At 39.1% G+C, this 22,835-nt stretch carries 20 protein-coding genes; 6 read left to right on the top strand and 14 right to left on the bottom strand.

The window, feature by feature from the left end:
* Positions 1–31 precede the first annotated feature (31 nt).
* Positions 32–1,012 carry an LCP family protein gene (locus FBD94_RS20090; protein WP_136881521.1) on the bottom strand — a complete coding sequence of 327 codons (981 nt, stop codon included), beginning with the start codon at positions 1,010–1,012 and terminating at the stop codon, positions 32–34.
* A 174-nt stretch (positions 1,013–1,186) separates the two neighbouring features.
* Between FBD94_RS20090 and FBD94_RS20085 the strand changes: the two genes are divergently transcribed.
* Complete coding sequence (locus FBD94_RS20085) at positions 1,187–1,726, top strand: SRPBCC family protein (RefSeq protein ID WP_136881520.1); 540 nt, start codon at positions 1,187–1,189, stop codon at positions 1,724–1,726.
* Positions 1,727–1,767: 41 nt separating this feature from the next.
* Here FBD94_RS20085 and FBD94_RS20080 read toward each other — a convergent pair whose 3' ends face one another.
* The 3 genes from FBD94_RS20080 to FBD94_RS20070 form a co-directional block, all read right to left on the bottom strand.
* Complete coding sequence (locus FBD94_RS20080; protein WP_136881519.1) at positions 1,768–2,532, bottom strand: TlpA family protein disulfide reductase; 765 nt, start codon at positions 2,530–2,532, stop codon at positions 1,768–1,770.
* Positions 2,525–5,089 (bottom strand): SusC/RagA family TonB-linked outer membrane protein, encoded by a 2,565-nt coding sequence (locus tag FBD94_RS20075; RefSeq protein ID WP_136881518.1) that lies wholly within the window; start codon positions 5,087–5,089, stop codon positions 2,525–2,527. Before FBD94_RS20075 ends, FBD94_RS20080 begins: the two co-directional genes overlap by 8 nt.
* Before the next feature lie 178 nt (positions 5,090–5,267).
* Positions 5,268–6,473, bottom strand: coding sequence for a FecR family protein (locus FBD94_RS20070; RefSeq protein WP_131608409.1), 1,206 nt, complete (start codon positions 6,471–6,473; stop codon positions 5,268–5,270).
* 209 nt (positions 6,474–6,682) lie between these two features.
* Here FBD94_RS20070 and FBD94_RS20065 point away from each other — a divergent pair, with 209 nt between their 5' ends.
* Together FBD94_RS20065 and FBD94_RS20060 are read left to right on the top strand one after the other, a co-directional pair.
* On the top strand, positions 6,683–7,285 hold the full coding sequence (locus FBD94_RS20065) for an RNA polymerase sigma factor (RefSeq protein WP_131608410.1): 603 nt from the start codon (positions 6,683–6,685) through the stop codon (positions 7,283–7,285).
* Between the two features lie 18 nt (positions 7,286–7,303).
* Positions 7,304–8,677, top strand: a complete 1,374-nt coding sequence (locus tag FBD94_RS20060) for an NAD-dependent succinate-semialdehyde dehydrogenase (protein ID WP_136881517.1) — start codon at positions 7,304–7,306, stop codon at positions 8,675–8,677.
* A 129-nt stretch (positions 8,678–8,806) separates the two neighbouring features.
* Here the strand turns inward: FBD94_RS20060 and FBD94_RS20055 are convergent, their stop codons facing one another.
* The 6 genes from FBD94_RS20055 to FBD94_RS20025 form a co-directional block, all read right to left on the bottom strand.
* Positions 8,807–9,589: an SPX domain-containing protein gene (locus FBD94_RS20055; protein WP_136881516.1), complete on the bottom strand. Its 783-nt coding sequence runs from the start codon at positions 9,587–9,589 to the stop codon at positions 8,807–8,809.
* A gap of 45 nt (positions 9,590–9,634) precedes the next feature.
* Complete coding sequence (locus FBD94_RS20050; RefSeq protein WP_136881515.1) at positions 9,635–10,927, bottom strand: DUF3748 domain-containing protein; 1,293 nt, start codon at positions 10,925–10,927, stop codon at positions 9,635–9,637.
* A 14-nt stretch (positions 10,928–10,941) separates the two neighbouring features.
* Positions 10,942–11,880: a dihydrodipicolinate synthase family protein gene (locus tag FBD94_RS20045; protein ID WP_136881514.1), complete on the bottom strand. Its 939-nt coding sequence runs from the start codon at positions 11,878–11,880 to the stop codon at positions 10,942–10,944.
* Positions 11,881–12,094: 214 nt separating this feature from the next.
* Positions 12,095–13,657, bottom strand: coding sequence for a sodium:solute symporter (locus FBD94_RS20040; RefSeq protein ID WP_136881513.1), 1,563 nt, complete (start codon positions 13,655–13,657; stop codon positions 12,095–12,097).
* 9 nt (positions 13,658–13,666) lie between these two features.
* Positions 13,667–15,301, bottom strand: coding sequence for a fucose isomerase (locus tag FBD94_RS20035; protein WP_131608416.1), 1,635 nt, complete (start codon positions 15,299–15,301; stop codon positions 13,667–13,669).
* A gap of 332 nt (positions 15,302–15,633) precedes the next feature.
* Positions 15,634–16,107 (bottom strand): SRPBCC family protein, encoded by a 474-nt coding sequence (locus tag FBD94_RS20025; RefSeq protein ID WP_131608418.1) that lies wholly within the window; start codon positions 16,105–16,107, stop codon positions 15,634–15,636.
* 187 nt (positions 16,108–16,294) lie between these two features.
* Between FBD94_RS20025 and FBD94_RS20020 the strand changes: the two genes are divergently transcribed.
* On the top strand, positions 16,295–17,296 hold the full coding sequence (locus tag FBD94_RS20020) for an NADP-dependent oxidoreductase (protein ID WP_317130120.1): 1,002 nt from the start codon (positions 16,295–16,297) through the stop codon (positions 17,294–17,296).
* Here FBD94_RS20020 and FBD94_RS20015 read toward each other — a convergent pair.
* The 4 genes from FBD94_RS20015 to FBD94_RS20000 are packed head-to-tail and all read right to left on the bottom strand — an operon-like array spanning position 17,286 to position 20,470.
* Positions 17,286–17,996: a YqjF family protein gene (locus FBD94_RS20015; RefSeq protein WP_136881512.1), complete on the bottom strand. Its 711-nt coding sequence runs from the start codon at positions 17,994–17,996 to the stop codon at positions 17,286–17,288. The two genes, FBD94_RS20020 and FBD94_RS20015, sit on opposite strands and share 11 nt — an antisense overlap.
* 55 nt (positions 17,997–18,051) lie before the next feature.
* Positions 18,052–18,591, bottom strand: a complete 540-nt coding sequence (locus FBD94_RS20010) for a hypothetical protein (protein WP_131608420.1) — start codon at positions 18,589–18,591, stop codon at positions 18,052–18,054.
* A 22-nt stretch (positions 18,592–18,613) separates the two neighbouring features.
* Positions 18,614–20,095 (bottom strand): FAD-binding oxidoreductase, encoded by a 1,482-nt coding sequence (locus tag FBD94_RS20005; protein WP_131608421.1) that lies wholly within the window; start codon positions 20,093–20,095, stop codon positions 18,614–18,616.
* Positions 20,096–20,098: 3 nt separating this feature from the next.
* Positions 20,099–20,470: a DUF805 domain-containing protein gene (locus FBD94_RS20000; protein ID WP_131608422.1), complete on the bottom strand. Its 372-nt coding sequence runs from the start codon at positions 20,468–20,470 to the stop codon at positions 20,099–20,101.
* Between the two features lie 250 nt (positions 20,471–20,720).
* Between FBD94_RS20000 and FBD94_RS19995 the strand changes: the two genes are divergently transcribed.
* Positions 20,721–21,983 (top strand): BamA/TamA family outer membrane protein, encoded by a 1,263-nt coding sequence (locus FBD94_RS19995; RefSeq protein WP_136881511.1) that lies wholly within the window; start codon positions 20,721–20,723, stop codon positions 21,981–21,983.
* A gap of 13 nt (positions 21,984–21,996) precedes the next feature.
* The gene (locus FBD94_RS19990) at positions 21,997–22,830 is read left to right on the top strand and encodes a helix-turn-helix domain-containing protein (RefSeq protein ID WP_136881510.1); all 834 of its coding nucleotides are present in this window, start codon (positions 21,997–21,999) and stop codon (positions 22,828–22,830) included.
* Positions 22,831–22,835 lie beyond the last annotated feature (5 nt).

Raw genomic sequence — 22,835 nt, 5'->3', positions numbered from 1 at the left:
TTTTTTACAAAGATAAGAATCTTAACTATTTTTATTTGCCAACAGGCTTCATATTTTTGTAAATAAAATTATGAATAGAATTTGTGGTCGTTTTTAAATCAACAGTCAGGTACCAGATGTTGTTGATCCTTTTCCCCACACTTTGCCCATCTAGTGGAAACCTTGCCTGATCAATTACTTTATTTTCTGAGTTCAAAACGCTGCCAGCAAACCTCATAAGTGTCATATTGGCCATGCTGGTTTCTAAGTTCGGCAATATCTGCGATGCAAAAACTGGAAACACTTCTTGTCCGGAGCTTTTTAATTTACTAAACAAAGCAACCAGGACAGTCCTTTGTCTTTCGGTCCGTTCATAATCACCATTCCCTACTCCCCTAATCCTTGTATAGGCTACGGCTTGTCTTCCTGTTAATTTCTGCAAACCCGCATTGTTTACATGTACGGCTGGTATTTTATCATAAATAGCCACTTCATTCAGGTAATTATTTAAGTATGGGAGCTCGGGATCTTTTACATTTACATTCACTCCACCCAATGCGTCGACAATCTTTGCCGCGCTATAAAAGTCAACGTTCATATAATCTTTAATATCCAGATCAAAATTCTGGTTGATGGTTTTTATAGCCAACTGAGGGCCGCCAAATGCATATGCAGCATTGATTTTATCCATACCATGCCCCTCAATATTCACATAGGTATCGCGCATAATTGAGGACATTTTAATCTTTCCGGTTTGTTGATCAATAGAAATCACCATGATCACATCGGAGTTTGCCCGGTCATCATCCTTACGCCTGTCGACCGCAAAAAGGGCGATATTAAAAGGGGGATTTGTCATTGCTTTTACTCTATCCCTTGTTTTTTGAGATATACCCAAAGCTTCCGGCGTTCTATTTAATTGAACGGCAACCCGTTTTATATTAACTGGAGACGCAGCTACAGCAGTAGTGTCCTGCGCGTTAACATGGTATGACACTACCATAAGTATAAAGCCGAACCAGAGTTTTTTCATTGTTTAAATGTTTTGTTAATAGTTTAGATTACAAAACAATATGCAATATCCCTGCCGCTGTTTTTTTAAGCCAAGCGAAAAAATGAATTTGGAGATTTGTCTAAAATTTAATCATCTTTATATAGGCAAACTTGCAATTGATTGAACTGCTCATTAAAAACCAAACTATATATTATGAAAATTTTAAAAGGACTATTATTCTTAATTGTTGGGATTGTAATTCTGGCACTGCTTGTCGCACTTTTTGTTAAAAAGGATTATGCCGTTGAGCGGGAAGTCACCATCAACAAGCCTGTAGCTGTGGTATTTGATTATATCAAACACATTAAAAATCAAGATCAGTATAGTGTTTGGAATCGTTTGGATCCGGCTTCAAAAAAGACCTATACAGGTACAGATGGTACTGTTGGCTTTATCTCGGGTTGGGAAAGCACCAATAAAAACGTGGGTAAAGGTGAGCAGGAAATTACCAATATAACTGAGGGGGACCGGATTGATATGAAACTTCGCTTTAAAGAACCTTTTGAAGCTGAGGATGAGGCTTATATGGCTACCGAATCTATGGGAGAAAACCAAACGAAGGTGAAATGGGGTTTTAAAGGCAGAATGGCCTACCCAATGAATCTCATGTTACTCTTTATGGATATGGAAGGAATGCTAGGTAAAGATTTACAGGGTGGTTTAGATACCTTAAAAACCACATTAGAAAAATAAAAGTCAAATGAAAATGGCCGGTATTACCGGCCATTTTTGTATTACTTAATTACTTCTGCTAATTTCTTTTCGAGCGCCTCTCCTCTTAAATTTTTCGCAATGATTTTACCTTGTGGATCAATTAAAAAGTTTGAAGGAATTGCTTTAATAGCGTATAAATTCCCCGCCCCCTTAGGATCGTCATTGTTTGAATCTACCACTTGAATCCATGGCATTCCATCATCCTTGATTGCTTTAAGCCATTTATCCCGATCTTTCTCCTGATCTACAGAAACGCCTAATACCGTAAAGTTTTTGTCTTTAAAAGCATGATAAGCTTTCAATACCTTCGGGTTTTCTGCCCGACAAGGCCCACACCATGATGCCCAAAAATCGACAAGCACATATTGACCACGGAAATCAGACAATTTAACAGGTTTGTTTTCGGTATTCATTTGTGTGAATTCTGGAGCGATCTTGCCAACGGCTGTAGACTTACTCGCTTCAATTGAAGCGGCAAAAGCTTTACCTGCTTTGGAGTTGCGGTTTTTGGCCGATAAACCACTAAACAAAGGCTCTACCTTGGTTACATCAAAATACGAACCCGCTATTTTTTGCAATGCTTCAAAACAGAAATAAGAATCAGGATTCTGTTTAATAAAATTGCTCAAGGCCTCTTCAGATTTGCCTAGTGCCTTATACTTTTCATATTCAGCATTAATCGATGCACCACTAATCACCGCTGTTTTGATAGAATCAACAGCATCAATAATGATTAGGCCTTTGTCCAAATAAAGCGACCTTGCGTCTGTTTGTCCCTTAACCATTGTAAAAATCTGGAGATGAAGAAACAGTTGCTATAAGGAAGGGACTGGTTGTTTTATCGACATTTCCATTCACCCCATAGGTCACGCGCAGGTTCAGGCGATCCACAAAAGGTAGCTGAAGAAAATCCTCTTGTCCCAGTTTCCACATCCCACCTAATGACCACAGTGGTGTTGCCCGGTATTCTTCGCTAGCCCCAAAAAGGTTGGAATCGTCTAACCTCGCACTTCCAGAAATCACATACCTTTCTTTAAAGGTATAATTGGCATTGGTATACCAGGATAAAAAGCGATCTCTCACATCTGTAAGCGTATTCGGTAATGTTGGTGTGGTTTTATTACCGGTAACTGCCATGCTGTATTGGGTTGCATAATTTACAGGAAGGGAACTCAACGTCTGGTCGTCATAACCGTACAACCTATTGGTAGAACCAGCTGTCCACACCTGTCTCATTTCTATACCAGCTACCGCATCCACACGATGGTCACTGCCAAACTTTTTATTCAGAACCAACTGTCCACGTACGTTATATTGTTCCATGTCAATATTGCCCTGATCTAGAATTCCACCCAAAGGCAATCCGTAAACTAACTTTGCAGGATTACTTCCCGCAAGTATAGAAGTCGCAGTGTTAATGGTATTTCTCGTAGTATAGGACTCTGGACTATAATAATTTCGACTGCGTTGAAAGGACCGCTCATACAATCCACTTGCCTGGGCACTTAAGCCTTCTATGATTTTATACTGTAAACTTCCATTAACCCTAAATTGGCTATATCTGACAGTGTTGTCTGCATCAGAAAGCGCAGATAAATAATTATATCTCCAAGGAAAATAACCTTGTTTTTCTAAAACATCAAGCCCCGCTGCATTAAATGCACGTGCGTATTGTACTGGCTTTCCATCATCGCCAACAATTCTATCGTAAGGAAGAATAGTACTTATTCCAGGCTGAAGAGGTGTTAAGCCAAGACCGTTATTTTTGCTATTGTTCATGATGAGCATTAACCCAGCTGAAGCAGCTAACCTTTTAGAAAGCTGGAAATCATTATTAGAATTTAAAGTGAAGCGCTCAGTCTGATCACCTTTAGACACCGGTAATTCTTTACTATAGGAACCTGAAACAAAGTACCTTGCGGATTCATTTCCACCAGAGGCAGACAAATTGTATTGTTGTATCTGTTGTTTTTGCAATAGGTATTTTGAGTATTGCGTTTTATAATCATAGCCACTCAATTGCTGTACCAGCGCATCTCGTTCTGTAGCACTGATCTCCCCTCTTTTAAAGCGGAAAAAGATATCTGCACCTGATGATATCGCAGGTAAATTTTTACCTTTTGGATCAGGAATAAGCAATTTGTTTACGCCTTCCGCTTCGAAATCAAGGTAATCAGCCGAACTGGCAACCGGCCTATAGCCTAAATCTGGTTTTCCGCCTATGGTAAAATTGGTAGAGAAACTGATTTGGGCTTGGTTCGCTTTACCTTTCTTTGTTTGAATGACAACAACGCCATTAGAAGCTCTCACTCCCCATATCGAAGCTGCAGCTGCGTCCTTCAGAAAATCGACCGTAGCTATATCGTCAGGATTGAGTAAAGCTAAATCTGACTCAAAAGCGAAACCATCTACAACAATTAAAGGATCTTGTGTTGCGCTGATTGTACTACGTCCACGAATACTCAGCAACGAGTTTTTAGTAGGACGCCCGCTCGAATTAGGAAGATTACTTGTGAGGAGTAAGCCACTAGCCATGCCTTCCAGTTTATCAACCAGATTTAGCGTTAGTTTTCGCTCCATATCCTCCTGTTTGATTTGTGAAAAGGAACCAGTTGCTCTGTCTTTTGCAATGGTTTGATATCCCGTAGAAACCACAACCTGCTCTAAAAGTTGCGGATCTTCTTCCATCCGGATGGTAAAGCTTACAAAATTAGCTAAAGCAATTTCCTGAGTTTTAAAACCTAGAAAACGTACTATGAGAGTTTCAGCACCACCTGGAACATTTAAAGTAAACTTACCCTGTGCGTCAGTTTGAGTAGCTACTTTAGTGCCTTTCACTAACACAACTACACCTGGGATGGCTGATCCATTTTTTTTATCCAGAACAGTCCCTTGTATCTTTCGATCTGGCGCAACAATTACACCCGAGCGTTCCTTGATCACTATAGTCTTGTTCTGTATCTCATAAGTAAATGGTTGGTTAAGGAAACACTTTTCCAATACATCAGCTAAGGATGCATTTCTGGCAAAGATATCTACCTTTCTCGCGAGTTTAATTTGTGGTGTGGCGTAAACAAAATCATAACCACTTTGCTTCCTGATCTCTTTAAACACCTGGGTTAAAGAGATGTTGTTTTGTGTGAGGTTAATTTTCTGCGCAAAACCGCCTGCACTTACCTGAAGTAAGGACGCGGTTAACAGAATTACGGTTAGGTTGATTCGCATAATCAGTTTTCTTTTATCTGTATTATGAATCAGCCAAGAAACCGAATCCATAATACGCAAAATTGGTTGTGCCACGCGGGCTATATGCCTGCGTTTAAATAGCGCATAAAATTTCATACATTTGAATTTTAGGCCCCTGATTAAGATTAGGGGTTTAGGTTTGGTTTTAGTTAATTATCGTGTGCGAAACATGGTTATTGAATAAATCAGACTGTATAGCCAGGGGTGGTTCCAAGCACTCCTGGTTTTTTTGTACTGAATTACTGATAGGTGCAAAACCTACACAAAAGTAGAGTTATGGCATAACAGTAACCCTCCTTCCTTCAATCTTAAAGTGAATTGTTTTGGTTGTTTCTAATACTTTTAGTACTTCTGACAGTTTTTTACTCCTGGAGATTTCACCACCAAAATTAATATTCGGAATATTGCCACTATATACCACATCTATATCGTACCAACGTGCCAGCTTCCGCATAATGCTTTCAATATTTTCATCATTAAAGTAAAAATTACCATTTTTCCAGTCGATGGCTTGTGTAACATCTACATCCATCACTTTTAGCGTACTTTCTAAAATGGCTTGCTGACCGGGCTTAAGGGTAACATTCCCCTGTAATGAGGTTGATACCTTAACTGCGCCCTCTAACAAAGTTGTTTTAGTAGCCTCCTCATTTTGATAACTATTTATGTTGAAATGTGTTCCCAGTACAGTTACCTCTTGTGCTTTTCCGGCTCCATTTGTACTTACAACAAAGGGTTGATTGGGATTTTTAGCCACCTCAAAGTAAGCTTCACCAGTTAACACGACCTTGCGTTTATCTTTTACAAAAGCGGTAGGGTATTTTAAGGTAGAGCTCGCATTTAGCCAAACCGTAGTCCCATCAGGTAGATTGATCTGATATTGTCCACCTGCAGGAGTGCTGATGGTATTGTAGGCAATCTCAGTAGCGGCTCTATTTTCTTTGCTGATTTCATAAACCAATTGCCCGTCTTTGGTTTTAGTCACAATAATTCCTGCCTGTTTAGCGAGCTCCCCATTTCCAGCATCGGTCAGGGATATTTTAGATCCGTCGGCAAGGGTTAATATTGCTTTGTTTCCTCCAGGATTAACATCGGCCCCTTGATGTTGCGTCGTTAAGCCACTTTGCGTTGGTTGACCATGATCAAAGTTGTAAAAATATAGTGCAACAGAAAAAACAACAAGAATGGCAGCAGCAATGCTATACTTAAAGTAATTTCTGATCGGGCGTAATATGGTATTTTGCTGGCTTACCTGGATTAGATTAGGTTTTAATTGATCATAGATCTGCAACATACGAAGATCCAGTTCAGTTTCATCAACTTCTTCTTTGGTATCCTTTTCCAATTCTATAGCTATAGCTCCTCTTAATTCAGCCTCACTATTTAGCTCAGTAAAATGTTGCATCAACAATTTAATCTCGACGGTGGTACAGCCATCATTCATGTATTTACTAAAAAGTGTGCTTATATCATTCATCATATTTTACAAAGCTTTGAGTATGCCCCTATATTAACCAATACGGAGCTAAGGGAAAATACATTGATGCAGTTACCTAATTTTTTACAATTATTTAATAAACGGGTAACAATCAGCAGAATAATTTCACTTGGGTTGTAGCTTTCATAAAACCTATTGAATACTAAAAAATATTGTATATCATTGAAAAAGAATCAAACAAGCCACAACCATTGAAGATTTTTGTAGAAGAGGATGAACTGCAGCATTTGCTATTGCAATTAAAGCAGGGCTACGAGCCGGCATTTAATACGCTATATCTAGCTTATAGTAAAGCACTTTACAAGAAAATCAATGGAATTGTGAAAGATGAATCTATTGCTGATGAGCTGCTGCAGGATTTGTTTTTGAAAGTGTGGGAAAAAAGGCAGGATATTAAATTGGATCAGTCATTTACTGCTTTTCTATATACCGTTGCCAATAATCTTGTTTTTGACTACTTCCGTAAAGTTTCTAAAGATAAACGCTTGCATGAGCGCCTGCTGATCAATGCCGTGGATTATTACCTACATACTGAAGAAAACCTAATAGGTAAAGAAACCTGGGGTATTGTGGAGGAAGCGATTGACAAGCTTTCTGATCAACGCCGTAAAGTGTTTAAACTTTGCAAGATGGAGGGCAAATCTTATCAGGAAGCAGCTGCAATCTTAGGGATTACCGTGGCCACAGTAAACAGTCATATGGTAAATTCTATGCGTTTTATTAAAGAATATTTACACAAAAATCAGGAAATTGGTGTTATCCTAATTGTAGCAGCAATTTTTGGACGCAGCTAATTAATTTGACATTCTACCATGAGTATACAATCTATCAATCCTACAAACGGATCGGTTATCAAATCCTATAATGAAGATACGGACACCGCAGTTATTCATAAAATCGAACAAACGCATAACGCCTGGTTAAAATGGTCTGAAATCAGTTTTCAGGAGCGATTAACCTGCTTAAATAGGCTTGCCGATCAATTGTATAAAGAAAGGGCCAACCTAGCCAATTTGATGGCTATGGAAATGGGTAAACCTATAAAGGACGGTGCCGCCGAAATTGACAAGTGTGCCGGTGTATGCAAGTATTACGCGGAACATGGGGTAAACTTTTTGAAAGATCAGTTGATTGCTACAGAGGCTTCAAAGAGCTATGTCAGCTTCCAGCCCATTGGTGTTGTACTGGCCATTATGCCTTGGAACTTTCCGTTCTGGCAGGTCTTTAGATTCCTTGCTCCTGCTTTAATGGCCGGTAATTGCGGATTGCTTAAACATGCATCCAATGTTCCTGGCTGTGCATTGGCTATTGAACAATTAGTTAAGGATGCTGGTTTTCCAGACCATGTGTTTCAAACACTTATGATTGGCAGTAAAGGTGTAAGTCAGGTGATAGCTCATCCATATGTAAAAGCGGTTACGCTGACCGGCAGTACCGAAGCCGGGATGAAGGTTGCCGCCCAAGCAGGTTCAGTTTTGAAGAAAACGGTACTTGAACTTGGTGGTAGCGATGCCTATATCGTTTTGGCCGACGCTGATCTGGAAGAGGCAGCGACAATATGTGCAAACAGCAGACTGATTAACAATGGACAAAGCTGTATTTCTGCGAAAAGGTTTATCCTGGTAAAGGAAATTGAAAAGGAATTTACCAGGCTTTTTATGGAAAAGATCAAGCAAAGGAAATTAGGCGACCCCTTGGATACGGAGCATGATCTGGGTCCTATGGCCAGAGCAGATTTGCGTGATGAGCTCCATCAGCAAGTAGTAAAGAACATAGAAATGGGCGCTAAATGCATACTGGGTGGTCAGATTCCTGTATTTAAAGGCAATCATGCTTTTTATCTACCAACTATATTAACAGGAATAAAAAAGGGGATGCCGGCTTATAGTGAGGAAATGTTTGGCCCGGTTGCGGCTATTTTAACAGCTCAGGATACGGATGACGCCATAGCATTGGCAAATGATACGCAATTTGGATTAGGTGCTGCTGTGTTTACCAAAGATGGATCGGTTGGAGAAGAAATTGCCAGAACCAAATTGCAGGCAGGGTCATGTTTTGTAAACTCACTGGTCAAATCGGATCCTCGGTTACCTTTTGGAGGTATCAATCAATCAGGGTATGGTCGGGAGTTGGGCTCGTTTGGTATCCATGAATTCGTGAATATTAAAACGGTTTACATCAAGTAGCCATATAACCGGTATCCTATCGTCAATCGTCGTTCGTCTGTCGTCGGTCTTGGGCGTTCGTCATGCTGAATTTATTTCAGCATCTCGCACTCGCTAAGCCACTTTCTATTGAGAGATGCTGAAATAAATTCAGCATGACGAACCAAGCATATGCGCTAAAATGGGTTCGCATTTTTCACGGCATGGTGGGTAAAAATGACCGTGTTTCCAATAGGCAGATTTGGGAGACAAGCCCCACCAGAATTCCGCTAATGCCAAAGGCTCCATTCCGTGACGAAATGCATATTGTAGCAATTTGGGTGCGGCGCACTCTCCTGCTCCTGCAGGTGGTTTTTGGGCACCTGTATGTTCGAAAGCTTTTAAAAGACTTTTTGATACACCTGCTTTATTCAAAAAATGATATTGTTCGAAGATTCTATCTTGCAAAGCATTAGAATAGTTTTTTCTGAATGTTTTTAAGCGCTCAATCTCTGAGCTATAGGTTTGATCATTTAAGGACTCCAAATGACTGATTTCCTTATTCATTTGGGTAAGTTCTTCCATACCTATATTCAAAAAACCTCCTGCTGTGAGCCCATCAAAAATCGGTGGCACAAACTTATCGTGATGATTTTTACCTGCCAATTTCCCCGAAAATGCAGCCAGATACCCCAGTACGCCTTCTTTTGTACGAACGACAAGCACACCAAACATCTTTCCAATTACCATACCTTCTGCGTCAGATGACAAACCAAAATTATGCGTCCATTCTTGTTGATGCTGTAAATGAAACTGTAATTCATTTGCAGCAAGTAAACAAAGCGGATGTTGCTCATCCGTTAAAGAAAAGCTAAGTCCAGCCGCCAATGCTTCGATTTCTATGGAATCGTTAAATGGACGGAAGGCCGAGTTTTCATAAACCTGATTGGGCATTGTATATGCTGGTATGGTTGGGTAGTTTTGAGAGACAAAGATCGGCTATTCTTTCTCAAGTAAAAAGATCTGCAAATAATTGTCTTCATTTTTTACGTAACGATTATACGCTAAGACCTTACCATCTGGGCTCCATACTACAGCACTTACAGGCCGATCATCATCGCTAGAGCTTTCTGTTAACTGCTTAGATTCTCCAGTGGTTACATCTGTAATGTAAATTGCATTTTGCGCAACGTAGCTGATATATTGGCCATCAGGACTAAAGTTTAATCCGCTTTGAATATCAAATAAATGAAAACTAATCTGCTTTACTGGTCCCCCATTAGGCGAAACCGCAAAGACATTGATAAAACCCGAAGGATCTTTTGATAAAAAAACGACCTGTGTGCCCTCGAGGTTGGATCTTAACCAATGACGAGGTCCGATGACCCCCTCTTTAGTAAATGTAATCCGTCTTTGCTTTACACCCATTGGGACATCTGGCCTATGATGAACAGTTCCGGCAAGTGATTCGCCTTGATTCGCCAAGCTTAGATCAGCAGGTAAATCAACCACAAAGATCTCTGTTTTAGTCCCTCCATTTTCGTCTTTCACATTTCCCTGAAAAGCAATTGCGCTTACCTGCCAGCTTCCATCGGCTTTCTGATAACCTCTTTTACCAATCCAGCATTCATCAAAAGCCTTATCAATATCATCACTACCTGCAACTGGATTTTCTGTAACCTTTGCTACCACCACAGAAAACATTTCACCGCAGTTGTTTTCACCATTTGCTTCATCAGCAACCGCTACCTTTCTCGGAAACATAACTCCCACTGTTCTGAGGTCCTGAACATCTGGATTAGTTTTACTCAATTGAGCGATCACCTCATCATTATAGGTAAAGCTCAATCTTTGCCCATCACCACTCCATGAATGTGCATGGGTTCCCCCACGCAACGCGCCAGGTGTAAATGGTTCTTTGATGTCCCTCGCATCCATAAAAATGGGCATTTCAGGATTATTGACATCAATGGCTACTCCTGTCCTACGAGTAAACCCGTAAGGATTTTTTTCATCAGCATTTCTTATTCCATGGATAAAAATCACGCGGTTTACAGCAGGTGAAAAGGAAGCTGCACCAACACCGGGGCCATGTTCAGTTTGATTTCTTGTATGGTAAAGCCGTTTTACTTCTCCCGTAACTACATTCACTAGCTCAATGCTGCCGGTACGGCCAATTTTACTATCATCGTTTCTGGTATCATAAACCAGCCACTTACCATCTGCTGAAAAACATTGATTGGTATTTAAAAAATGTCCCTTTGCATCAGTTGTTAATTGTCTCTCCAGCATTATTTTTTACAAGTTTAGACCGCAGCAAGTTTAATATCAAGCTCGGCCTTTAAGATATCATATTTTTCAGTTAGTCCATCTATACCTGTTTTGATTTTTGCATCAAAAACCCCAATATCATTTCTTCTGGTAAACGTAGAGATATGCAGGCCTCTTTTTTGCAGGTAATACTTAGATATTATTGGATAAACATTGTGCATCACATCCATATTGTCTATAAAAAACTGTTGTACTTTATCCACTTCCAGCCTTAAATCATGGTTATCATAGTTATTACACAACCACACAATTAATTCTGGAAAAAAATTCCCTTGTATACAGGATAGACCCGCGGATCCCGCTTTTAAAGATGCCACTGCATGAGCCATGTAAGCATCATATAAACCAAATTTCTTATTTTGAGTTGCAGCAATCTTAGCCTTCACCTGTCCTATATCCAGACAAGTATCTTTATGATAAGTCACCCTTCCAGTAGCCACCAAACAACCAAGTTGCGCTGGAGAGATTAAACGTTTGTAAGGAACCGGACATTCATAAAATCCCATAGGGATTTGCTCCGTTAAATCTAATAAGCTTGCTACATTAGCATCAAATACATCATCACCATCGTGCTCAGCAGCCAGCAAACCTGTAATCCCAATTACAGCCTCTACACCACAGTTATAAATCTGTTTTACAAAATCAGCCTGTTGTGCAATCGGACCACCAAAAGTCCCTGTTGCAACCACAGGAACAGCACCTTGAGCAGATTTCACTACATGTTCAACTATTTTAAGCCTTTCCAATTCGTTAAGCTCAAACATCTCACTAGATAGGCAATTTGCAAATAAGCCAGCAGCACCTGCCTCAATATATAGTTCCGTTAGTTTCGTTAACCCATCAAAATCTATCTCACCATTGTCTTTAAATGGCGTAAGCATTACTGGTATAAATCCTTTTTCTGATTTGTTCATTATTAATTATTTTTCATGAGATATCAATCCTGGCACCTATCATTGTATAACAGCGATAGCTACTTATACAAAAGTATTGGGGTAAAAGCGATATCATATGGTGCATTTTTTCCAGCTTATGTATGATCTTATCTAAAAAAGGAAAAAGCATTACTTACGTAATGCTTTTAAAAATTATTTACCCCAACATAGAGGAGTCACGAATGCTTTTAGCTTATCCTATTACTGCCTTTCCTTTTAACCTTGTAATGATTGTACCCGTTAAAAAAATAGAGAGCGTACCCACCACAATGATCATATTGGCATTTAATGGATTTTTGAGGTAAGCATATTGCTCTGGGATTAAATAAGAAAGCGACATCCATAGAATCACCAGTAGACCAACTATCGTAGCAGCAAAAGCTTCCATATTACCAGATTTCTTGCTGATGATCCCCAACAGGAATAAACCAAGCATTCCCCCAGCAAATATCCCTGACAGCTGCCACCAGATATCCAGAATACTTTTTACCCCAATCATGGCAATACCACAGATCATACCGGCTACACCAAACACAACGGTCGAGATGTGCAATAGCCTCATATTTTGCTTATCATTAATGCCAGGCTTAAAATAACGTTTGTAAATGTCTTCAGTAAACACTGTAGCAGAAGCGTTCATTCCAGAACTGATTGTGCTCATTGCTGCAGAAAGAATAGCTGAAACGATCAGACCAATTAAACCTGTAGGAATCATGGTTACCATAAAATGTGGCATTACCTTATCTCCATAATCTGCAGGTTGAAGCGTTGCAGCCAGATTCTGAATGTCCATTGCGGATACACCTGCGCCTAGACGCTCGGCTGCCACCTGCAATTTAACTGGTTCTATCATTTCAGGATTAACCTGATAGTAGGCATAGAGACAGCTTCCAATTACAAAAAACAACAAGGACGCTGGTACATAAATCCACACACAAAGCCATACAGACTTAGAAGCTTCTTTTGCCGAAGAAGCCGTATGATAACGTTGTACATAATTCTGATCCATTCCAAAATTATTAAGGTTAATAAAGAACCCATATAATAATATGACCCAGAATGTAGTTTGCGTAAAATCAGGACTAAAACTCCCAAGATTGAACTTATTGTCACGGCTCCCAATTTCAACAATCTTTGATATCCCACCAGGCATGTTAGACACAACCAGGTAGATGATCAAAATTGCACCAAGTGTTTTCAGCACGCCCTGTACAACCTCTGTCCAGATTACCGCCTCTATACCCCCCATTACCGTATAAATAACAATGCAAATACCTGTTACGAGCATGATCACCTGCATATTGTAACCGGTTAGTGCTTGTAAGGTTAAGGAGATACCAAAAAATATGGACCCCATACGCGCCAATTGAGTCAGCAGAAAACAAACTACAGCGTAAGTGCGAGCCCATGGTCCGAAACGCTTTTCCAAATTTGTATAAGCAGAAACCTCTCCGGTATTCCGGTAAAATGGCACAAAATACTTAGCGGCAACCCAGGCCGCAAGCGGCATAGATATACTGAATACAAATGCATTCCAGTTAGCGCCAAAGGCTTTCCCTGGTACACCTAGAAAGGTATTGCTACTTAAAAAAGTAGCATAAATAGATAATCCAATAGCCCAACCTGGTATTAAACCAGAGGCCTTGGAGTATTGTTCAGGATTTTTATTTCTACGGGAAAAGTAAACGCCAACCATTACCATGCCCACCAAATAGGCGAGTATAATAGCTAGGTCTAATATGGGTAGATTTTTCATTTTGCAAGTTTAAACATATTTTTTGCCATCATGATCTACATCACCACAGAAATGAACCTTAATTCCCATTTCTTCCAAAGCTGCTGCTTTTATACGGCAGGCTTTATGTGATGAAGCCTCATCAGTCGTATAAACCACATGTATATGGTTTGCCTGGTGACGAGCCATCATTTGATCACGTGATACCCCGCTAAGTGTAGCATGCATAATCGGCCATTGCGGGGTTGTATTCTGCCAGCGTCTCTCTGTTTCTTCTGCTGGTAAAAACACGGCATCACCTACGCCCAAATCACAATGTAAAGCATTGTTCTGTATATAAATTCTGCTCCAAACCAGACTTCCTGGTTTACTGATGCCTTTCAAGCTACCACCACCAAGATGGAAAAACATAGGCGGCTGTCTTTCGCTGCTCGCGCCAGCATACCCATTGATAAAATGCGCAGGTGGTGCAGCTCCTGAAATCAGGAACAACCATACAAAATCATCGATGCCATCGCCTTTAAAATGCTCACCCCAACGAATATCATGTAAAGTGTTTTCACCTGGCATGCCCAATTCCTTCCACAAATGATAAGTCACCAAAGCATCTATACCCGCGCACTCATCCACTTCGTTGAAGTGTGGCAACGCTTCATTTGCATATAATTCTTTCCCCGATTCTGAAAATACTGGAGGTCTATCCTGATTGTTTAATAATCCTTCTACCAAATCACTGGTAGCGGTTAAATCTTTTAAGCCTTGCTGATACTGAATACCAATGGTATCGCAGCCAAAATCGTCGGCCATACGCATTGCAGCAATATACATTTTGCATTGATCAAGGGTTTGCTCCCTGGTAAGTTCTGTTAAACTCTCTGTTCCCCATTTAAAGGTCATGCCTTTTTGCAACAACCATTCCAGTATCTTCTCCGCTTCCTGTTCGGTTACAGTCCTCATTTTGGCATATAGGGCAGATTGACTTAAACGTTCTTTAAATATTCCTGTTTTATGGAGTAGGTCGTCTGGAACAATTGCATTGAACATGCCCATGCAACCTTCATCAAAAACACCCATAATTGCTTTATTATCACGCAAGGTACGTCCGAATTTACGTCCTTTAATTTCATCCGCTGAAGGTATAGTTACTGCACTAAACGACTTTACATGACTGGTGTCATGGGTAATTTTACCGGTAGATAACCATTCTGTTAACCCCTTATTGAAAAAATCATCACTAAAGTCTTCACTCCATAAACTGCTGTAGTTTACTTCAGCTTTGGTCAATGAGCCATTAAGATTCAACATACCTACCAAGCCTGGCCATTGTCCGCTCCAGTTGGCAACAGTTAAAATAGGTGCTTTATGTGTAGTCAGTCCTGCCAGGACATGATGTGAATACTGCCAAACGCTTTCGGCTACAATAATTGGTACATTTGGATCTATCGTTTTAAATACTTCGATGCCCATTCGTTGAGAATCTATAAATCCATGCTTTTTCTCTTCGTCATAAGCATGGGCCCTTTTCACTGTCCAGCCCTGTGCATTCAGTGCCTTTCCCAATAGTTCTTCCATTTCTACCTGTGCCGCCCAGCAACTTAAATTGGCCGACAAACGTAAGTCTCCACTACATACAAGGTAAACTTGTTTTTCAGTATTTGTTGTCATGTTAAAAAGTATAAATATTGCGAGAATATTATTCGTCGACCTGACAGATAATATATTTCACAAATCAATTTAAAAATTTGGTCTACACAAATATGGGGAGTGCCGGGCTGAAATCTCTACGAGTTTTTGCCTAGTTTATGTGATATGTTATCATGAAATCATTCATCATCCAAAGTTTTATTTTCTGTCTATCCTAAGCACGATTGCAGAAACGAATGAGTATGATGCGATTACCAACACACATGCCTTTTACCAAAGCTATAGAATTGATACGGATCGGATTAGCACACCGGTGAAGTATCGCAGCAAATATTTAAGTAAGTAATTACAGTCTATAAATGATCTATAGGAAGTAGATTACTTTCTGCATACTCTTTTATGATATCGTTGCGTTTGATAAGCAGATCTTTGAGATAATTGGATAAAAAAATTCCATCTGCCATTTTTCCTAGTATACCTAGTGGCGAAACATAGCTAAAAATATCAGTCATTAAGGTTCCATTATCTTCCTTATCAAAATGATGTTCATGTCTAATGGACTTAAAAATGCCTTTAGTCATCTCATCTACAAAATAAACGCCATTGTCAAACTCCGTAATTTTTGAAGTTAATTCCTGAGTAATTCCAAAATGTCTGGCCTGCCAGGTAACAGTTTCATTTAATTCAATAAGACCGGAGCACCTTCCTGCGACAGCTTTTTCATTTGTATGTTTTGTAGAAATCTGATGTAAATCAATACTTCTCGCTAAGTCGAAAACAACTTGCCGATCAGCATTAATATGAGTCTGTAATTTTATTACGGGCATAAAAGTTAATGTATGATATAAAAGTAACGATTGTTAATTTGATTCCAAGCTTCCATAGAAACAGATCCGTTAATATGTCGTGAACTAAGTTGCCTTAAACAAAACACAGTTGAGGCCCTGCGAGAAAATCGTAAAACATTAATGACCAGAATATTGTTGATATGATTTGCCCCTCATATAACCATACATGGAAGTGAATAAAGTAATCCTGTTAAATAAACGCCCGGTAGGCAAACCAACTACGGATGATTTCAAATTTATAGAAGAAGAAAATCCTATAATACAAGAAGGACAAGTACTATTAAAAACCCTTTATGTTTCTGTTGACCCATACCTGAGAGGAAGAATGAGCAGTGCGAAGTCTTACGTCGCCCCGTTTGAATTAAATAAACCAATACAGTCGGGTGTCATTGCCGAAGTTATAGTATCTAAGAACCTTGATTTCAAAGTGGGTGACTTTGTTTCAGCAAGGCTGGACTGGAAGGAAGTACAGGTTTCGGACGGAAAACACCTCCTCAAGGTTGATGGAAATGCTGCTCCTCTATCAGCTTATTTAGGTATTTTAGGAATGACCGGGTTAACGGCATACTTAGGCTTAACTGAAATTGGGAAACCCAAAGCTGGCGAAACATTAGTGGTTTCTGGCGCAGCTGGTGCCGTAGGTAGCATTGTAGGACAAATCGGTAAAATTTTGGGATGCAGGGTGATTGGCCTAGCCGGATCAGATGAAAAAAATAGGATTTTGACTTCGAAATTCGGCTTCGATGCAGCAATCAACTACAAAACGACAACCGATATGAAAACGGCAATAGCAAATGCTGCACCAAATGGCGTTGATATCTATTTTGACAATGTTGGTGGTGATATTTCTGATGCGGTACTTGCAAACGTAAATCAGCTTGCCCGCGTACCAGTATGCGGTGCGATCTCTGTGTACAATGAAACAGAAGTGCCTATGGGGCCAAGAATCCAGACGACATTAGTAAAAAGCAGTATACTAATGCAGGGCTTTGTTGTATCTAACTATGCAGCAAAATTTCCTGAAGCCATCAAACAATTGACCACTTGGCTACAGGAAGGTAAATTAACTTACATCGAAACGATCGTTAATGGTTTTGATCAAATTCCGCAGGCTTTTATCGACTTGTTTGAAGGTAAAAATGAAGGTAAAATGATTGTTAAAATATAATTCTCTTTCTCTCTACAGAAATTTCTGATCCTTCAGCTAGCATGACTGATATGGGACTTTGGTGATTTAAAAATTTGAATTGATCTCCATAAGTCAACCCAAAATCTAATTCGATATTGTAGTTTTTAACTTCATAGTGATCCCATTTTGGGTGCTTCACTTCATACTCATTGGTTTTAAAATCGCTATATCTGGCGTATCCCCAATAATGTTCTGTAATGAATTCAGTTTCGGTACCTTGATGAATCAGTGACAGCTCCCTTTCGGCAGTTACACTAAAACTTTGCCACTGCTTTTTACACTTCCATTTATACTCCACTATCCTCTCCTCTTCAGTTTCAATCCAACTATGCGTCATAGGCAGGGCGACATAATTCTCATTGTAAATTGTATTAGCTACAAATGAAAGGGCGAACTTTGGCACTATCTCTTTAATAAAAACCACACCTCTTTTCCAGATTCCCTTATCCAGATATCGGACATAAAAGCGCAGATTAACTTCCTCAAAATTAGGATGGAACGGTACTCTAAAGCCCATTAGTCTGGTATTTTTAAACAAAAAGCCAATCAAACTGACATAGCATTTATCGTTCCACATATCTAGTTCTGTGCCGATAGGAATGTAAGGCGCTAATACCTGCCTGTCTATTGCATAATTTGCTATAGACAGCTTTCTCCATTCTGCCGTTAAAAAACTCATGGGGACAAGATACGTCCCAAAGCATTCATATAATAATAGTTGTTATCAAAAAGCGTTAATTGCTGAATTTCACATTAAATGCACCATCAGTAATTTTAACTTTAACTCCCTTATCTGTCTGTACAGTTCCATTAAAAGAACCTTTTATGTTACCTCCGTTTTTGTAGGAAGCCTCAGAAATAAAAAAATATGTTCCTTCGTCAATATTTTCTGTTGAAAATAACATACCTGCGCTATTTGTATATTCAATATAATGTGTTGGATATGAGTTCTTGTTACTCCAGATATTAAGCCCTGCTACAAATCCAATAAAAGATTCTTCAGAAAAAAACTTAAACTTAGGTATGGCACCACTCTTCGCGTTGCCTAAAATAGTTAATGTTCTTGGTGAATCGGTGATGCCTCGAAGTGCTGAAACCTCTGTAGCTGTAACAGTAACACCATCCACTTTATAAGTAATATAATATTCTGATGTAGGAATAGGCACCTCTGGTACTATTGTCTCTTCATCTAATTTAAGCACAGGTATTTTCTTGCAGGATATCACTGTTAGCGCCATTATTGCAACAACAGCCATTAATGTAATTCTTTTCATATTGTAAATATTGAAACTGATATTAATTCGCATAAACCTTGTAAAAACTATTACTAAACGCTTCCGTAGGATCATACTTTCTTTTTAATTCGAAAAAAGCACTTGCTTGTGGGTAAGCTTTTAACAGTTGCTCTTTTGTAGCATGTAAGCGATAAGGAAGATAATAAGCACCATTTAACGAGATGGAAATAGTTATCAGTTTACGCGTTAATGCTTGCATATCAGCCTCCGCCTCCTTACTTCTTTTTTGATTGAACAACATGACAAAACCAAAAACTTCTTGATGTGCATAGTTTAAATAGCTATCCTTATCTGTCATTACGTTTCTGACCGTAATATTTAACAAATCAACCCTATACTTAGGTATTGTACTTTGAAGCGCTTTAATAAACTCAGGAACAGCGGCTTTGGGAATAAAGTATTCATGTAGAATATCCGTATAATTCTGATTTGTATTTTGGAACACTTCTACCCCTTCATTCAACAATTCATTTCTTGTAAACGTTTTTCCATCTACCAATGATACTGAAGACTTTTCTAACTTCCAGCGTAAATTTTTACCATATTCACTATTTGCAGAGCCTCTAAAAACGGTTCTCCTAATAGCTGCAAAAGTATTTTTTTGATGTAATTTCTGAACTGGTCCATCTGTCACAACATAAGTAGACAAAATAGCTTCTTCCATAAAATGATCTGGGTTGATATTGATTCTTCCGAAAGCAAGTCCAGTAGTAGGATTTTTCTCCATCCACTGTTCAAATTCACGAACATAATCGGCACTTTTTACGACAAACTGCTCAGCTTTATAGATCTTATTATCAGTCACTCTCAATTTAACATCCAATATCACCCCAAAAAGCCCATAACCACCCAAAACCAATGAAAAAAGCTCTTTATTTTCTGTCCTGCTACAACTTAGGACTTCCCCCTTCGCATTTATCAATCTTAATGAAATTACTGTTGATGCAATTGGTGGGGAATTAGGTTGCCAACCGTGACAATTTACACTAATAGATCCACCTACAGAAAATGAGTTATTGGATTGCATTACAGCAACTGATTTTCCATATTGGTCTAGATATGGAATAATTTGGTTCCACAAAGCTCCTGATCCAACATTCAATACATCTGCCGTACTATCCAACAACATGTAGTTAAATGAATTCATATCCAATAAGATACCTCCCGGGTAGATGGTGTGTCCTCCCATGCTATGTTGAGCACCGGCGATTGATATCTTTTTTCCGGAAGCGTTGGCTTCTTTTATTAAATCAGAAATCTGAGTAATGGCACGATTAATCTCTTTGTGTGCTTTTACAACAGTATCTACCTTTGTTCGATTTAATTGACTTGCATCATTAACTACAGCAGAACGCAAACTCTTGCTTGCTTTCGGATCCTTAATGTAAGTATAAATAAGAAAGGTTACTGGTCTTATAACCAGTAACCCTAGAATTAAGAAAACTGCAAGAACTAAGCGTTTTGTCGTTAATCTTAATTTCATCTTCTAGTCCTGATCGTTAGCCGTTTTAATAGCGAAAGGATCTACAATTTCATTATCTGGATTTTTAGGATTCTGACCATACTCATTCTCAAATGTATCGCCTTCGCCAAACATCATCACAAAACCATAGAAGGGGATTAGTTGCCACCAGCCGCTATTACCTCTATCGTGACATCTTTTAGCGCCTTGGGCAATCACAAAATAGATGGCCGGCAGTAATAATAAAAATAACAGCATATTCGCCGATTGTTCATCAAAACTTAGCAATCCTAGGATTAAACCAATAAAAACTGCTACAGCAAAATAAATTAAATAACTAAGGCCATACTCCAATCTGCGGATACGACCTTCAAATGAAAAAGGATTTTTAAACATGAAAAATGTGGTAAGGTAAGGTTAAACGAATTTTAATCATTATTGAGTAGCGTTTTATAGTTTGATTATTCCAAAGTTTAAGATATTATCTCAGAAAAACAATTAATATCTCAAAATAGTAGCATTTAAGCCAAAACAAAATTATCGACATTTGTTGGCATCTCATATTTGTCCTATCTTTGGGCAAGAGCATAACACATTGAAATATTATCATTTACACTTCATAAAGAAAGCAGTTAAACAAGGTCTAATGTTATTATTAGCCTTAGTAGCTGGGATACAATACACCTACAGCCAAATTAAGCCATCAGTGGATTCCTTAAAGACCCATTCTTTAAGAAACGATACCACAAGCGCACAATATGATGTTGGCGATTTGTTTACAAGCATTTTTCATCCAAAAAGAAAACCGGACCCTTTTAAAAAGAAGTCGCCAGTTACCATTATACCCAATTTTGCCTACAATCCAAGTATAGGTGCTCAGATTGGCATAAAGGCTGTTGCGGGTAAAGTCTTAGGAAAAGAAAAGAATACGCTGATGTCAATTGCTGCAACATCAGCTTCTATAACCACTAAGGGTATCATTTATTTCTACCTCAATCATAATGTCTACACTCCGGGCAACAAATGGAACCTTCAGGGGAGTTTAGTAGCAGCGAAGACTGTTTTGCCTGATTTTGGATTAGGAATAGGAAATGCTTCCCATGCAAGCGAAGCCGATTTTATACTAAGCAATCCTGATCGTAAGCCTTATGTACTCCACGCCGAGTACTACAACTTCAGAGAAAAGATATATAAACAAATTGCAAAAAGTCTCTTTGTTGGCGCTGGTGTGTCCTTCGAAATTAGAAGAAAAATCGAAGACCGGTTAAATACGAGCGACCTAACGCCATACAATATTTATAGTGACCGTTATGGTTTTAACAGAGACCAATACCAGTCTAACGGCTTACTTTTCAATGTACAGTACACTACGCGAGACAATCAAAATCGTGCCTACAAAGGCATTTATGTTGATGCTGGGATCCGTGTAAACCAAACCTGGATGGCAAGTTCGAAGAATGCTGTACAAATAACTACTGATTTCAGAAAATACTGGAGCTTGTCTGACAGCAATCCTGAGCATGTACTTGCCTTCTGGAACTGGGGTTCTTATTTAATTAGTGGTGCCCTGCCCTATCTCGAGCTTCCAGGTACTGGAAGAGATACCTACTACCGAAGCGGAAGAGGATACACTGTTACTTACTTTAAAGGCCCCAAATATTTTTACTCGGAATTGGAATATCGCTTTCCAATCCTAAGGAATAAATTTATAAGTGGAGTTACTTTCGGCAATATCCAAACTGCGAGCGATGATTTAGGCACCAAATTATTTCAACAATGGCAGCCCGGTGGTGGAGCAGGTTTACGAGTGCTATTCAATAAAGCTACACGTACAAACCTATGCCTAGATTACGCCATCGGAAAATACGGTTCAAAAGGCTTCTTTTTGGGCTTAACGGAAGTTTTCTAGTTTACCATTAAAAATGATAAGTGAAACCGCATACATCCTGCAAAATAAAGCCGAAACTGAACATCACTATCAGGCCATTCCGCTTTATAACATCTTTCTCTTTGAAGGAAAAGGAACAGTAAGTATGGATTTTACGGATTACCATTTTTCCGGCCACGTTGTACTGTTTAGCAGCCCATATCAACTTGTTCGCATCATGGCAGAAACACCCATAAAGGTGCGCGCCTTACAATTCCATGGAGATTTTTACTGTATAGAATATCATAAAAAAGAGGTAGCCTGCAATGGACTTTTGTTTAATAACATTTATGCAGAACCTTTTGTACAGCTGAAAAATGAAGACTTTAATGAAATGCATTTGTTATTCGATAAACTGGCAACGGAGCTGAATTATAAAGACGATTATTCTAAAGCCGTAATACGTGCCTATTTACAATTGATCCTGGCCATAAGTAGCAAAGCTAAAATAGTGAGCGTAACAGTCCCTGAAAATGAGTTTGCCAATCATTACGTCACTCAATTTAAAAAGCTATTAGAAACCCACTTCCAAAAAGAAAGACAACCCTCGTTTTATGCGGCGCAACTAGGTGTTGCAGCCAATACATTTTCTAAAAATTGCAAAACGTATTTCATGAGATCACCTTCGGACATGATACAGGAACGGGTTATTCTGGAAGCAAAGAAATTGATTCACCTAACGCGCAAAAGCATGAAAAGTATTGCCACTGAGCTTAACTTTGATGATGAAAACTACTTTAGTCGCTATTTTAAAAAGCACACAGGCGTAACCCCTACTACATTCAGAGAAAAAGTGGGCATATCTATCGTGGCAGATTTGTCCAGATAATATCC

The organism is Pedobacter hiemivivus, from assembly GCF_005144565.1.
Classification (GTDB): Bacteria; Bacteroidota; Bacteroidia; order Sphingobacteriales; family Sphingobacteriaceae; genus Pedobacter; species Pedobacter hiemivivus.
Note: the sequence above shows the minus strand (reverse complement) of the source record. Positions and strands in the feature narration are given on the sequence as shown.

Bases quoted from the DNA above. Each gene is read 5' to 3' on its own strand.
- FBD94_RS20090 (WP_136881521.1), bottom strand. From the start codon at position 1,012: ATGAAAAAACTCTGGTTCGGCTTTATACTTATGGTAGTGTCATACCAT.
- FBD94_RS20085 (WP_136881520.1), top strand. From the start codon at position 1,187: ATGAAAATTTTAAAAGGACTATTATTCTTAATTGTTGGGATTGTAATT.
- FBD94_RS20080 (WP_136881519.1), bottom strand. From the start codon at position 2,532: ATGGTTAAGGGACAAACAGACGCAAGGTCGCTTTATTTGGACAAAGGC.
- FBD94_RS20075 (WP_136881518.1), bottom strand. From the start codon at position 5,089: ATGAAATTTTATGCGCTATTTAAACGCAGGCATATAGCCCGCGTGGCA.
- FBD94_RS20070 (WP_131608409.1), bottom strand. From the start codon at position 6,473: ATGATGAATGATATAAGCACACTTTTTAGTAAATACATGAATGATGGC.
- FBD94_RS20060 (WP_136881517.1), top strand. From the start codon at position 7,304: ATGAGTATACAATCTATCAATCCTACAAACGGATCGGTTATCAAATCC.
- FBD94_RS20055 (WP_136881516.1), bottom strand. From the start codon at position 9,589: ATGCCCAATCAGGTTTATGAAAACTCGGCCTTCCGTCCATTTAACGAT.
- FBD94_RS20050 (WP_136881515.1), bottom strand. From the start codon at position 10,927: ATGCTGGAGAGACAATTAACAACTGATGCAAAGGGACATTTTTTAAAT.
- FBD94_RS20045 (WP_136881514.1), bottom strand. From the start codon at position 11,880: ATGAACAAATCAGAAAAAGGATTTATACCAGTAATGCTTACGCCATTT.
- FBD94_RS20040 (WP_136881513.1), bottom strand. From the start codon at position 13,657: ATGAAAAATCTACCCATATTAGACCTAGCTATTATACTCGCCTATTTG.
- FBD94_RS20035 (WP_131608416.1), bottom strand. From the start codon at position 15,301: ATGACAACAAATACTGAAAAACAAGTTTACCTTGTATGTAGTGGAGAC.
- FBD94_RS20025 (WP_131608418.1), bottom strand. From the start codon at position 16,107: ATGCCCGTAATAAAATTACAGACTCATATTAATGCTGATCGGCAAGTT.
- FBD94_RS20020 (WP_317130120.1), top strand. From the start codon at position 16,295: ATGGAAGTGAATAAAGTAATCCTGTTAAATAAACGCCCGGTAGGCAAA.
- FBD94_RS20015 (WP_136881512.1), bottom strand. From the start codon at position 17,996: ATGAGTTTTTTAACGGCAGAATGGAGAAAGCTGTCTATAGCAAATTAT.
- FBD94_RS20010 (WP_131608420.1), bottom strand. From the start codon at position 18,591: ATGAAAAGAATTACATTAATGGCTGTTGTTGCAATAATGGCGCTAACA.
- FBD94_RS20005 (WP_131608421.1), bottom strand. From the start codon at position 20,095: ATGAAATTAAGATTAACGACAAAACGCTTAGTTCTTGCAGTTTTCTTA.
- FBD94_RS20000 (WP_131608422.1), bottom strand. From the start codon at position 20,470: ATGTTTAAAAATCCTTTTTCATTTGAAGGTCGTATCCGCAGATTGGAG.
- FBD94_RS19995 (WP_136881511.1), top strand. From the start codon at position 20,721: ATGTTATTATTAGCCTTAGTAGCTGGGATACAATACACCTACAGCCAA.
- FBD94_RS19990 (WP_136881510.1), top strand. From the start codon at position 21,997: ATGATAAGTGAAACCGCATACATCCTGCAAAATAAAGCCGAAACTGAA.